The organism is Streptomyces sp. B15 (genome assembly GCF_018070605.1).
Lineage (GTDB): Bacteria > Actinomycetota > Actinomycetes > Streptomycetales > Streptomycetaceae > Streptomyces > Streptomyces smyrnaeus.
In genome coordinates, this window is the sequence record NZ_JAGPXJ010000009.1 from 114,352 (window position 1) to 127,561 (window position 13,210).

10 protein-coding genes are annotated in these 13,210 nt (G+C 70.7%); 4 read left to right on the plus strand and 6 right to left on the minus strand.

Translation table 11 applies throughout. The features are described from left to right. Positions 1–38 precede the first annotated feature (38 nt). From KBY19_RS07030 to KBY19_RS07040, 3 genes are all read left to right on the plus strand, one after another. Positions 39–680 carry a CatB-related O-acetyltransferase gene (locus KBY19_RS07030; RefSeq protein WP_210965396.1) on the plus strand — a complete coding sequence of 214 codons (642 nt, stop codon included), beginning with the start codon at positions 39–41 and terminating at the stop codon, positions 678–680. Then, entirely contained in the window at positions 677–1,570 is an 894-nt protein-coding gene (locus KBY19_RS07035; RefSeq protein WP_210965397.1) for a virginiamycin B lyase, read from the plus strand. Before KBY19_RS07030 ends, KBY19_RS07035 begins: the two co-directional genes overlap by 4 nt. A gap of 143 nt (positions 1,571–1,713) precedes the next feature. After that, the gene (locus tag KBY19_RS07040; RefSeq protein ID WP_185019222.1) at positions 1,714–2,379 is read left to right on the plus strand and encodes a DUF5701 family protein; all 666 of its coding nucleotides are present in this window, start codon (positions 1,714–1,716) and stop codon (positions 2,377–2,379) included. 275 nt (positions 2,380–2,654) lie between these two features. Here KBY19_RS07040 and KBY19_RS07045 read toward each other — a convergent pair whose 3' ends face one another. The 4 genes from KBY19_RS07045 to KBY19_RS07060 form a co-directional block, all read right to left on the minus strand. Continuing rightward, positions 2,655–4,433, minus strand: a complete 1,779-nt coding sequence (locus tag KBY19_RS07045; RefSeq protein ID WP_210965398.1) for an FtsX-like permease family protein — start codon at positions 4,431–4,433, stop codon at positions 2,655–2,657. A gap of 2 nt (positions 4,434–4,435) precedes the next feature. Then, a complete protein-coding gene (locus tag KBY19_RS07050; RefSeq protein WP_180289868.1) occupies positions 4,436–5,170 on the minus strand; it encodes an ABC transporter ATP-binding protein in 735 nt (244 codons plus the stop codon). Between the two features lie 56 nt (positions 5,171–5,226). Beyond that, the gene (locus tag KBY19_RS07055; RefSeq protein WP_099886128.1) at positions 5,227–5,769 is read right to left on the minus strand and encodes a PadR family transcriptional regulator; all 543 of its coding nucleotides are present in this window, start codon (positions 5,767–5,769) and stop codon (positions 5,227–5,229) included. A 418-nt stretch (positions 5,770–6,187) separates the two neighbouring features. Further along, entirely contained in the window at positions 6,188–6,616 is a 429-nt protein-coding gene (locus tag KBY19_RS07060; RefSeq protein WP_099887035.1) for a MarR family winged helix-turn-helix transcriptional regulator, read from the minus strand. Positions 6,617–6,745: 129 nt separating this feature from the next. On the opposite strand from KBY19_RS07060, the gene KBY19_RS07065 reads away from it, so the two are divergent. Further along, positions 6,746–7,630 (plus strand): MBL fold metallo-hydrolase, encoded by an 885-nt coding sequence (locus KBY19_RS07065; protein ID WP_210965399.1) that lies wholly within the window; start codon positions 6,746–6,748, stop codon positions 7,628–7,630. Between the two features lie 207 nt (positions 7,631–7,837). On the opposite strand, the gene KBY19_RS07070 is transcribed toward KBY19_RS07065, so the two are convergent. Both KBY19_RS07070 and KBY19_RS07075 read right to left on the minus strand, forming a co-directional pair. Further along, on the minus strand, positions 7,838–9,097 hold the full coding sequence (locus tag KBY19_RS07070; RefSeq protein ID WP_247690688.1) for a pyridoxal-dependent decarboxylase: 1,260 nt from the start codon (positions 9,095–9,097) through the stop codon (positions 7,838–7,840). A gap of 361 nt (positions 9,098–9,458) precedes the next feature. Further along, the coding region (locus tag KBY19_RS07075) for a non-ribosomal peptide synthetase (RefSeq protein WP_210965400.1) at positions 9,459–13,210 on the minus strand (3,752 nt) is incomplete at its 5' end.

Here is a 13,210-nt window from a genome sequence, read left to right on the forward strand (position 1 = left end):
TCCCTTCACCTCTGGAGTTGTACGTGCCACCTGATCCGATGACCCAGCACCCGCTTCCCGAGCATGAGCGGGTGGTGTTCCTCAAGCCGTTGGTCAGCTCGCCGAAGATCGTGGTGGGCGAGTACTCGTACTACGACGACCCGGACGGTGCTACCCGGTTCGAGCACCGCAACGTGCTCTACGCCTACGGGCCGGAGAAACTGATCATCGGCCGGTACTGCGCCATCGCCGCGGAAACCCGGTTCCTGATGGCCGGTGCCGAGCATCCGACGATGGGCGTCACCACCTTCCCGTTCACCATGTTCGGTGGTGAGTGGGCCGAGCGGACCCTGGACATCGTCACCGGCATGCCCAACCGGGGTGACACCGTGGTCGGTAACGACGTCTGGTTCGGCTATCAGGCCACCGTCATGCCGGGGGTGCGGATCGGCGACGGCGCAATCGTGGCCACGGGCGCGGTCGTCACCGGCGATGTGCCGCCCTACACGATCGTCGGCGGCAACCCTGCCCGCCCGATCCGGCAGCGCTTCGACGACGCCGACATCGCGCGACTGCGCCGCGCGGCCTGGTGGGACTGGCCGGTGGAGTTGGTCACCGAGCACGCCCGCACCCTCATGGCCGGCAGCCCGGCCGACATCGAACGCATCGCCACCCGGCACGGATTGGGGAGAACCCTGTGACCCAGGTATCGCTGCAGAAGTACCCGGTGGCGGACGGCGGGCCGTACGCGCTCACCACCGGGCCGGACGGCGCGCTGTGGTTCACCATGGTCCGCGATGGCCGGATCGGCCGGCTGGTCCCCGGCCGGGAGGCCACATACCACCAGCTCGATCCGGAGTGCGGGCCCACGATCATCACCACCGGGTCCGACGGGGCGCTCTGGTTCACCGCTTACAAGGCGCACCACGTCGGGCGGATCAGCACTGCCGGGCAAGTCACCGAGTTCCCCCTGCCCACCCCCGATTGTGGACCGTACGGCATCGCCGCCGGGCCCGACGGCGCACTGTGGTTCACCCAGACCGCCGCCGACCGTATCGGCCGCATCACCACCGACGGGAAGATCACCGAATTCGCGCTCCCGGTCACCGGTGCGTTCCCCTCCGCGATCAGTGCCGGACCCGACGGGGGGATGTGGTTCACCATGAACCAGGCCAACGCCATCGGGCGGATCGGCACCGACGGAACGATCACCGTTCATCCGCTGCCCACCCCTGCAGCAGCCCCGGTCGGCATCACCACGGCCCAAGACGGCGCACTGTGGTTCGTCGCGATCGCCACCGGGCAGATCGGCAGAATCACCGTCGACGGGCAGGTGACCGAGTTCGCGTTGCCGGACCCCACCGGTAGACCCCATGCCATCGCTCCGGGCACCGACGGTGCCCTGTGGTTCACCGAGTGGGGAGGCAACCGCGTCGGCTCCGTCACCGCCGACGGCGCGATCGAGGTGCACGACCTGTCCGCAGTCGGCTCGGAGCCGCACGGCATCACCCTCGGGCCGGACGGTGCCGTGTGGACGGCTCTGGAAAGCGGTGCCCTCGCGCGCCTCACCCGACACCGGCACCGCGCCTGAGCCCCCGACGTCCGCCTGATCGACGACCTGCTCGAACGGCCCCGCCCGGCACTCGGTCCATGCCCGCGCAGGCTCCCTGCCCGTGTACCGGACCCTGCCCCTGTACTGCTGCTCATCGACCGAGCGATCCGAGAGGACCCACCTTGACAAGCACCGCCATCGACCCTGGTACCGAGTTCGACCGACAGGTCCGCAATCTCATCGCACGGGACTACCCGGCGATGGCCGATCTGACGGAGGAACAGTTCACCGCCCAGGTCGCGCCCCTGCGTGAACTCGTCACCGACCGGCACGACACCTACGAGCCGGAATCCGGTCGGCTGCCGTTCCTGCTGGTGGTCACCCGGCACCTCGTCGCGATCGAGCAGATGATGCCGCGCACCACCCTGGCCGGAAAGACCAAGCCCGGGTTCGTCGACCGCTCCTTCGAACCCGGCGCGCTCGAACGCTTCGTCGCCATCAAGGAGACCGGGCTCCCGAACCAGTCGGCCTACCTCCTGTTCGACATCGAACGCGGCGAGGAGTTCTGCGGCGCGGTGCCCAACGACGCCATGGACACCATCGCCGCCAGGGGCCGGACCCTGCTCACCATCGAGGAGGGAATCGCGATGATCACCCACTCCCCCGAGATCCTGGTCAAGAACAAGTGCTTCTCCCTCGGCGGCTCCCGTTCCGGCGACCGCCGTGTCCCGGCGATCTGGATCAGCCAGCACGCCCCCAAACTCGGCTGGTGCTGGGAACGCAACCCGCACACCTGGCTCGGCATGGCCTCGGCCGGTGACCGCCGCTCGTCCTCGGCGGGTGCGTAGCGGGGTCACCGGCGTGCCCTGACGGAGAGGTACGCGCCGCGCCGTCGGGGTGCCTGCGGCGTCGGCGCGTCCGGCACGCGGTCGGGGAGGAGTCCGGCGGGTCGGGTGCGATGTGCTCCGCGGTGACGCTGATGGACGCCGGCTCCCCTTCCGGCCCGGACGGGACCGTCCGGGCCGGGTCGGACCGGGAGGGTCGTCTGCCATCCTTTCCCCAGCGGCCGTCCCTGCCGCCGGTGAAGACGAGGACTGATCAGCGGCCCGTGCCGGAAGGGCCGTCAGGCGGGTTCGGCGTCGAGGACGCGTCCGGCGGGGCTACGTGTGTGGAGCCAGGCGGGCAGGGCGGTCAGCGCCGCCACGGCAAGGAGTACCGCCGCGGCCGCGGCCGCGAGCCAGCTGCCCGGGGGTGTCACCACGACTGCGCTGAACAGCGCGAACAGGCCGATCCCGAGCGGAATTCCCACCGCGATCGCGCCCACGGCGGGCAGCAGTTGCGCGATACAGAGCGCCGCGGTGGCCTGGCCGGGGGTGGCGCCGAGGGTGCGGGTGACGGCCAGCGTGTGTCGGGCCTGTACCGCGGCGCTCCAGCTGAGAAAGACGGTATTGAGCACGGACAGTGCCACGAGGGCGACCGTGACACCGAGCATGACCTGTCCTGTCATGGCGTTGCGGATCTCCTCGACAGTGGACATTCCCTGGGCGGTGTCCGCTTCGAGCCACACCTGGAAGGTGAGGAGGGCGGTCACCATGACGGTCGTGGCGGCGGTGCCGAGGGCGCTCAGGGCCGCGCGGCCGGGACGGCGTGCGATCAGCCGTACGCCGATCAGCAGCGGCGTGGGCATGTAGGCGGTCATGGCTGCAAGCCGAGGACGGTACACGGTCGGGTGCGCTGGATCGGCGAGGGTGGCGACGGTGGTGGAGCGCAGGGTGCGCAGGACGGGGCCGAGCGTGCCGGCCAGGGCCACCAGTAGGGCGAGCACGGTCGCGGCCGTGACGATGCCGGTGGTCGGCCTGCCCGCCGTGTTGAGCAGGCCTGCACTGGGGTCGGCCAGCGCGGGCGCGGTCAGGCATCCCACGGTGACTCCTACGACAGCGGCCACCACCGTGAGGAGCAGGTGCTGCGCGAGCAGCATCGCGGCCACGGTGCGGTGGGTGGCGCCGACCGCTTTGAACAGGCCCGCGCGCCGGTGGTCCCGCGGCGCGCGTACGGCGGCGAGTGACGCGAGGGTGACCAGCGAGGCCGCGGCGAGGAGTCCGCCACCGACCACCAGGGTGGGTCGGGTGCCGCGCAGCAGCCGTGTATCCCCGTCGACGAAGTTCTGCCAGGGCTGGGTGTTGACCCAGTTCTGACCCCGGAGGTCGTCGGTGAGGACGGTCTTCGCCCAGTTGCGCGCTCTGTCGGGGTCGGACAGCTTGATGTTCAACAGATGCAGCAGGGGCGCGTCGCCGGCTGCCGTACGGGTGTCTTCGGTGGTGAGCCAGATCCGCCCGCCGCCGTCGGACGGCCCCGGGCCCGAGGCCCAGTTGCCCCACGGATACACCGCGCTGGCCGCACTGATGGCCGTACCGACCACCGGGTATCGGCGCCCGCCGATGGTGACACGGTCGCCGACACGTACACCGAGCGCTCGGGCGAAGCCGCGTTCGATGACCGCGCCGCCGCTGCGTACCCACGTGCCGGAGGTCACCAGCGGCCGGTCCACGGCGGACGCGGTGCGCTCGCGCCCCTCGACCGCAGTGTTCTCGGTCTGTCCGTTGACGCGGACCGTGGTGGAGAACCCCGGGACCGGGTCGGCGAGCGTGTCCACGCCGGGGGCGTCCGCGATGCGCTGGGCCAGGGCGGAGGGATCCGTGGCGGTGGTGATGGCCCTGACGTCGGGCCCAGCGGTGGCCTCGCGGGTCTTCATGTACCCGTCGGCCACGCCGTTGTCGGTGGCCATGCCCAGGGTGAGCGACGCGGTGGCGGCGGCGACGGTGACGAGGAGCATGACGGCCTCGCCGGGGCGACGCCGCATATCCCGTGCGATGAGCCGCCAGAGCAGCAGCAGACGGCCCATGGTCACTCCTCCCAGCCGAGGAGACCGCCGAGCTGCGAGCCACCCACGGCCACAGGTGTGTCCTCGGCCGACGCCCCGTCGCGCAGGGAGACGACCCGGTCCGCGGTGGCGGCGACGCGTTCGTCATGGGTGACGAGTACGAGGGTCTGTCCGGTGGCCCGCAGGTCTGCGAAGAGGCGGAGGACGTCATGGGTCGCGGCGGTGTCGAGGTTCCCGGTGGGCTCGTCGGCGAGGACCACGAGCGGCTCATTGACCAGGGCGCGGGCGATGGCGACCCGCTGCCGCTGCCCGCCGGACAGCTCGGACGGCAGGTGCCGGTCCCGGTCCGCGAGCCCGACACGGCAGAGAAGGGCGGCGGCTCGACGGCGGGCGGTGCGCGGCGAGTCACCGGCAAGCAGCGCGGGCAGCTCGACGTTCTCGGCCGCGGTCAGTTCGTCCATCAGGTGGAAGTCCTGGTGCACGAAGCCGACGGCGCGGCGCCGCAGTCGGGCGAGTGCGCGTTCGCCGAGCAGGTCGATGCGCCGCCCGCCGAGCCATATTTCCCCGTCGTCGGGCCGGTCGAGGCCGCCCAGCAGATGCAGCAGCGTCGACTTGCCGCAGCCACTGGGGCCGGTCACGGCCAGCGTCTGCCCGCGGGGCATGTCGAGGTCGACCCCGTCGACGGCCACAACCGTGCTCTCGCCCTGCCCGTAGACCCGCGACAGACCGACGGCCCGCAGCACTGAGCCTGCCGTCATGTCTGCGGAGTCGCCGTGCCCGGACAGCCCTCTGCCCCGTCGGCCGCCTCGTTTCATCATCCGTTCCCTCCGCCTTTCCCGTACGGGGCGCGGGTGGACCAAGTCCGCTCGCACGCCTCCAACCAGCGCAGATCGGCCTGCAGTCGGAGTGCTACGCCCTCCAGGAGCAGTCCGGCCTCCGAGTCCGTGCCGTGGGTGAGGACGGCGTGCTGGGCCTCGGCGAGGCTGCGCCTCAGCTCGCGGCGCCGGGCCTCGACGAGCGCGAGCGGCTCTGCCATGCCCGACTCGGCGGCGGCCACCAGCTTCAGATGGAACTCCGCCACGTCCGCCCGGGGCCCGGCGGGCTCGGCCAGCCACTCGGCCACCCGCTCCCGTCCTTCCCAGGTCAGCGCGTACACCTTGCGCCGCGGACCGCGGGCGGACGCGTCCTCGCGTTCCCGTACGACAAAACCCGCCTTCTCGAGCCGGGTGAGCGTGACGTACACCTGTCCGGCGTTGAGCGTCTCGCCCAGCGGCCCGAGCGCGGCGAGCAGCCGCCCGCGCAGGTCGTACCCGTGTGACGGCCCCTTGACCAGAAGCGCCAGCACCACGTCCTGCACCCGCTGCCCCTCCCTCTCCCTTACGACACCCAATAGATAGCGGTTAGCTAAAAGCGCGTCAAACCGCCGACTGCCACCGACCCCGCTCCCGCCTTCGAGAACTCGTTGTCTGAGGTGCGACTGAGCCCTTGAGCCGACCCGCGAGCCTCCGAGTTGGCCCGGACCAGCGTCACAGCCGGCTTGATGGTCCGCTCCGCTACGCCCGCGCCCCGCGACCTCGCGCCAGAGGTCGAGGGACGTCAGTCACGTAGTTCGGTGAGTCACTGCTCAGGACGGCGGTCGCGGTGAACCCGGACACCGAGGTTTTCGGTGCTTTCGCGGGCCGAGGGGTGACGCACGGGCCGGCGTCCGACTTCGACCTGCTCGCCCGGCGATTCGCCGGAGCACGGCGGCGGGTCCGTCTCCTGGCCGGCGTTGGTCACGGACGGGCGACTGCTTGCTCCAGGAGGCCCTGAAGGGCGCGCTGCTGTTCGGAGCTGAGGCCGGCCAGTGGAGAGTCCTGGGCGAGGAGTTCGAGGAGCCGTTCGCGGGCGGAGCTGCCTTCTGAGGTGAGGACCAGGTGCTTGGCGCGGCGGTCGGTGGGGTGAGCGCGGCGCTCGACCAGGCCCTGCTTTTCGAGCTTGTCGATGACGAAGGTGGCGTTGGAGGGCTCGCAGCTCATGCGTTCGGCGAGTTCGCGCATGGTCATCGGTCCGGTCATTTCCCGAAGCGCGGTTGCCTGGGCGGCGGTGAAGCCGAGAGTGACGGCGCGTTGGCGTACGTGGTCGGCGATGCGCTGGGCCAATCCGTTCACCAGGCCGCACAACTCGCGCTCGGCGATGGCAGGCGGCTCCGGGGACGTCGTCATGGATCCCATCCTAGCAAGTCCATCAAGAAAGAATATTTTGAGCTTGCATAGTTCTAACTTGATGCTCATGTTCGTCCCGACGCTCCGAGGAACACGGCAACGCCCCACCTGTAGAAGGAGAGATGGACCATGACGTACTCGGCGATCGACCGGACTGAGCGGCTGCGGCGGCCGGCTGGGATCCGTTCACTGCAGCTGGGCGACACGAGGGTGTCCTACGTGCCCGACGGGGCGGTACAGCTGCGACCACGCGATCTGCTCCCCGACACCGCCCAAGGCACGGTGTGGGCCGACCATCCGGAGTACCTGGACGAGTCCGGCAGCCTTGTAGCAAGCATCGGCGGCCTGCTGGTGGAAGACGGCGACCGCGCACTGCTGATCGACGCGGGGTTCGGGCCGCAGTCCTGGCCGCCCGCACCGGACGGCCCGCGCGGCGCGATCCACGGGGGCGCGCTCCTGGACAGCCTGGCCGAACTCGGCCGCGGGCCCGAACAGATCGAGGCGGTGGCCATTACTCATCTGCACCCCGACCACACCGGTTGGGCCTGGCACCCCACACCTGGCACCGGCCGGCCTGTATTCGCCCACGCGGACTATCTGGTGTCCGAACCGGAGTGGGCCCGGCGTGACCTGCTGGAGACGAAGGAGGTCACCGGCCTGGCGCCGCACGTCCGCACGGTGGCGGACAGCCAGGAGATCTTCCCGGGCGTACGGATACGGATCGCCGCCGGCCACTCCCCCGGGCACGCCGAGTACGTCATCACCGCGGGCGGGCAGCGGCTGATCGCCTTCGGAGACGCCCTGCACTCCCCGATCCAGATCGACCACCCCGAATGGTCCACCGCCTTCGACCATGACCCCGCCCAGGCCGCCGCTCACCGCAGCCAACTCGTCGACGAGCTGGCAGAACCCAACACGATCGGCTTCGGTATCCACTTCGCCGATGTGGTGTTCGGGCAGGTCGAGCGGGACGGCGACGGCCCCTCCTGGCACCCCCTGGATCTCGCACGGTAAGGGACGAGCGCCTGGTGGCTCCGCCGCTGAACCGGACGACGTGCCGCATCGCCGCGCCCATGCCTACGTGTAGGGGCTGTCGACGACGCGGCCGCATGGCGGCGACGGCCTCCGCCGGCCGCACGCGCGTGCCGTCGGGCGCGAGGCCGCCGTTCACGGGCGGCAGGCCACCACACCTGCCGGGCGTCGCGGCGATCGGGCTCAGCCCTACCTGTACTGCCCCGCGGCAGGTCCGGACCGGTGGGCAGGCTCGTGCCGTGCCGCGACCACCCGGCGGGGCGGTAAGGGCAGCCGCTCACCCGCCGGCAACCAACCCGCGCACAACTCGTCGATCACGCGGGGCGTCACGTGCGGCATGGCGATCAACTGCGCCCGCTGTCCCTCAGCCGAGAGACGCCAGCGTCGGCGCACCTCCTCCGGTGGCCGGTCGAACGTGACCGCAAGCGCGTGCGGCTGCCGCTGAGGGCGCGCCCCCACGGCGGCCAGCGACGTCTTCGCGTACTCGGCGGTGTCCTGGCAGCGGTGCACCAGACAGCGCAGCCCGGAGGTGCCCAACTGGCGCAGCCGCTTCCACAGCAGCACAGCGGCCAGCCCGCTGCGGGAGCAGGCCAGCGTGTGGTCGCGGGCGCCCACGTACTCGCCCACCGGAGAGCTCGGCAGCAGGCTCCGCCGAGCCAGCACGATGCCGCACGGCACGGGGGCGCCGAAAAACTTGTGACCGCTCACCGAGACGCTGTCCGCGCCGTCCCGGAAGTTCCAGGGGGGCCGCGGAGAACTGAAGGCCGCCACGACGCCGCCCAGCGCCGCGTCGCTGTGCACATAGCAGGGCCCCGCCGCGCCGGCTGCCTCCCGGAGCGCCGGGACGTCGTCGTACGCTCCACCCATGGTCGTCCCGGCCGTCGCGAGCACCACCGCGCCCCGGGGCGAGCGTCCGGCCGCGGCGTCCTCACGGCGCTGGGCCCGGCACAGTGCACCCAGCGCCTCCGCGTCCATGGTCCCGTCCGGCCCGCAGGGCACGGAGACCAGCCGCATCCGCAGCAGTTCGGCCGCTTTGCGCACGCTGTAATGCGCCTGCGAGGAGGCGTAGAGAGGCGCGTGCTCGAACTGCTGGCGTCCCACGTACAGCCCGAAAGTGACGCCTTCGCTGCCACCGCTGGTCACATACCCGTACGTCGTGACCGGATCGCCCTGCGCCAGCTCGGTGAACCAGGCGATGACCTCCCGCTCGAAGTCCTTGGTGTGGACCCCTGAGGCGTCCTCGCTGTCGGGATCGCCGACGTTGTTGGTGAGAGCAGCCAGCAGATGCCCGCTGTCGGAGTCGTCGAAGGCCATGTTGCCGGGGAACCCCAGGTGGTTCTCCCTCGCTTGCGACAGCTGTCGGGACACCTCCAGCAGCGCCGACGCGGTCTCCTCGGTGGGGCAGGGCTTCTCGCCGATACTCAGGTTCGAGTGCGACAGTACGCTCAACTTCAGGTTCCTCGGGTCAGCGCCGGATCGTGGAATGCAGGGCCGGACATGGGTGGGTTCAGTGGTCACTGCTGTGGGTCGGGGCCCGCACGGCCGGGCGGTACGCAGCCGGTTCCCGGGCACCTCTGGTTCGGCGTTGCACGGCGGCCGAGCGACCGCGCCTCGGCTCTGCGGCGGGTGCGAAGAGCTCACTGCTGGAAGCCAGGCGCACGGCCAGGGCATGGTGAGTGCCGCGCGGGCGCAGGCCGCGGACGTGGCGGGTGGGCCATATCTGCGACCTGCGGGGCGTCGAGTTCAACCCGGGCTACGGACAAGGCCCCCGAGCGCCCGTCGGGAACTGGCCGTTCCCGCGCACCGCTCTTCAGGGCGCGGGTGCATCAAGGTGGCTCAGCGGTTGGTCCGGAGCCTCTGCCGCGGCCGCCAACAGCCGTACCCAGCACGCGAAGAAGTCCTCGACCGTCTGCCGTTCGAACACATCGGTGCTGAATTTGATCATTCCTTCCAGACCGGCGGGAGTGCCGTCTGCACTGCGGCGTTCGGTCAGCCCGATGGAGATGTCCTCGTGCGCGGTGCCGGCGTCCACGGGGACTTCCCTCACCTGCAACCCGGGCGGCTCGAACCGGTCTTCCGGAAGGTTCTGCAGGATGAGCATGACCTGGTAGAGAGGGCGTTGGGAGAGGGATTGTGTGGGGTCGTCCCCCGCCACCAGATGATCGAAGGGCACATCCTGGTGGGCGTAGGCGGCCAGTGCCGTATCACGGACCTGCGCGACGAGTTGGGTGAAGGTCGGATCACCCGAGGTGTCGGTCCGCAGAACGAGGATGTTGACGAAGTATCCGACGAGGTCGTCGAGCGCCTGGTCGGTGCGCCCGGCGACAGGAGAGGCCACGGGGATGTCGGTGCCTGCGCCGAGTTTGGTCAGCAGGGCGGCCAGACCCGCGTGCAGCACCATGAACAGACTGGCGCCGGATTGGCGCGCCAGCTTTGTGAGAGCCGTATGCACCTCCGCGTCGATCCGGACCAGGGCATAGGCACCGCGGTGCGAGACGGCGGCGGGACGGGGCCTGTCGAACGAAAGCTTCAGTTCGTCGGGCATCCCGCTCAACTCGCCTGACCAGTGGGCGAGCTGCCGATTCCGAAGGCTGTCGGGGTCGGCGGGATCCCCCAGCAACTGCCGATGCCACAGCGTGTAGTCGGCATACCGCACCGGCAGCGGGTCCCATACTGGCTCCTCGCCCCGGCTCCGGGCGATGTAGGCGGTCGTCAGATCCCGGGTCAGCGGTGCCATCGACCAGCCGTCGGCTGCGATGTGGTGGACGACGATCAGCAGCACGTGCTCTGTCGGCCCGAGGGCGAAGAGTTCCGCACGCAGCTGCGGTTCGGCGGCCAGATCGAATGCGTAGCGGGAGGCTTCAGTCAGCCGTTTCGGCAGCTCCTTCTCACCGACTGCGGTCATATGCAGCCGGGGCCGGGCCACCTCCGCGTCGAGTACGTCCTGGAAGGGCTCATCACCGGCCTCGGGGAACACGGTCCGCAGGGGTTCGTGCCGGGTCACCACGTCGGCCAGGGCCCGCTCCAGTGCCTTCTTGTCCAGCCGGCCGGTCATGCGCAGTGCCAACGGGATGTTGAACGTGGGGCTGGGCCCCTCCAAGCGGTGCAGCAGCAGCATCAACTGCTGCCCCGACGACAGTGGCGTCCTGCCGGGATGCGGCATGGGAGTCAGGGGGCTGCGCGCGGGCTGCGTGCCGCCGTCGAGGCGTGCCGCCAGATCGGTGACGGTGGGAGCTTCGAACAGTGCGCGCACGGTGAGCTCCGCGCCGAGCGTGGCCCGGATTCGGCTGGTCAAACGGGTCGCGAGCAGAGAGTGACCGCCCAGCGCGAAGAAGTCGTCGTCGACGCCGACGTCGGACACCCCCAGCACCTCGGCGAACAGCTCGCACAGCACCTGCTCTTCCGGCGTGCACGAACTGCGACTCGGCCCTGCAGCAGCGGTGGCGTCCGGTGCGGGCAGCGCGGCTCGGTCCAGCTTCCCGTTCGGCGTCAACGGCAACGCGTCCAGCCGCACGAATGCCGCCGGCACCATGTAGTCGGGGAGCCGCTCGCGGAGGAAGGTCCGCAGCTCGGCCGAAGCCGCCTCGGCCCCGGGAGCGGGCACGGTGTAGGCAGCCAGACGTACGTCGCCCGGGCGGTCCTCACGGGCGATCACGGCGGCCCGGGCCACCTGCGGGTGGAGGGTCAGCACCGTCTCGATCTCGCCCGGCTCGATACGGTGACCGCGCACCTTGACCTGGTCATCCACCCGCCCGGCGAATTCGAGCCACCCCTCAGGCCGTCGGCGGCACAGGTCACCGGTGCGATACATCCGCGTCCCCGACGGCCCGTACGGATCGGCCACGAAGCGTGCGGCAGTCGGCCCCGGACGATGCAGATATCCGCGCGCCAAGCCCGCACCGGCCACATACAACTCGCCGAGCACGCCCGGTGGCACAGGCCGCAACGCCCCGTCCAGGACGTAGGCTCGAGCGCCCGCGACCGGCAGCCCGAGCACCGGGGTGGCCGCATCGTCGAGCCGGGCGCGTACGGCGTCCACGGTGCATTCGGTCGGCCCGTACATGTTGTGGGCCACCAGTCCCTCCACCGCCCGCAGCTCCTGCCACAGCCGCTCGGGCAGCGCTTCACCGCCGAGCACGGCAACGCTCGGCCGCCACCGCTCGCTCGCGAACAGTCCGTGATCGATCAGAACACGCATGTACGAGGGCGTGACGTCGACGGAGTCGATCCGGTGGCGGAGGAGCCAAGCTGTGAACCGCTCCCCGTCCGTGTAGGTCGCACTGTCGGCCACATGCAGTTCATGTCCGGTCATGAGCGCCGCCAGTTGGGCCCAGGACGCGTCGAAGGACACCGAGGCGGTCAGCGCCACCCGCAGCCTCCCCCTGCCTGCCCGCTCGGCCGCGGGGGTGAACACCTGCTCCCCGTACTGGGCCACTGTTCCGGCCACGCCGGCGTGCCGGGCCACCACGCCCTTGGGCTCCCCCGTCGTCCCCGAGGTGTAGATCACGTACGCCGGATGGTCGGGCAGCAGCCCTGTGATCGGGTCGGCCTCGGACTGCGCCGCCAGCTCCCGGGCGGTTTCTGGCGCGTCGAGCAGCAGGTGCGGCAGACGGGACTCGGAATCCACGGCATCGGCGGTGGCAGCATCCGACAGCAGCAGCACGGGCCGCGCGTCGTCGAGCATGCCCGTGCGGCGGGCGGTCGGATGGTCGGGGTCGAGCGGGAGGTACGCGGCACCGGATTTGAGCACGGCGAGGATCGCCACGACGAGGTCGGCCGAACGCGGCAGAGCGAGGGCGACAACGTCCTCGACTCCGACGCCGCGAGCGGTCAAGGCATGGGCGAGCCGGTTGGCCCGGACGTTCAGGTCACCGTAGGTGAGGGCGGTACCGCCGGCCACCACGGCGACCGAGTCGGGTGCGGTGCTCACCTGCTCGCCGAAGAGGTCGGGGAGTGTGCGCGCAGGCCCCCACGTCACCGTCTCACCCGAGGTCCCGCCCAGGGCGCGGTGTCTCTCGTCGGCTGACAGGACGTCGATGTGGCTGATCGGCCGGTCCGGGTGCTGCACGGCTGCTTCCAGGAGCCGCGTCCAGCGCACCGCGATGTCCCGGACCGTGGCGTGGTCGAACAGGTCGGTGGCGTACACGATCGCCCCCGTCAGACCGAGGCACTCGCCGTCCCCCGAGCGCTGCTCGGAGACGACGATGTCGAGGTCGAACTTGGCCGTCGGCGTCGCCACCGGTGCAGCGGTGGTTTCCAGACCTGGGAGGGAGAACGCATCGGCCTCGTCGGTGTCGATGGAGAACATCACCTGGAACAACGGGTGCCGGGACGGTGACCGGGCCGGGTTGATCGCCTCCACCAAGTGGTCGAAGGGCACCTCCTGGTGGGCGAAGGCGGCCAGTGAGGTCTCACGAACGCGATCCAGAAGCTGGCGGAAGGTCGGTGCCCCAGAGGTGTCGGTGCGCAGGACCAAGGTGTTGACGAAGAAGCCCACCAGATCGTCGAGCGCTTGGTCGGTGCGTCCGGCGATGGGGCTGCCGACGGGGATGTCGTCACCCG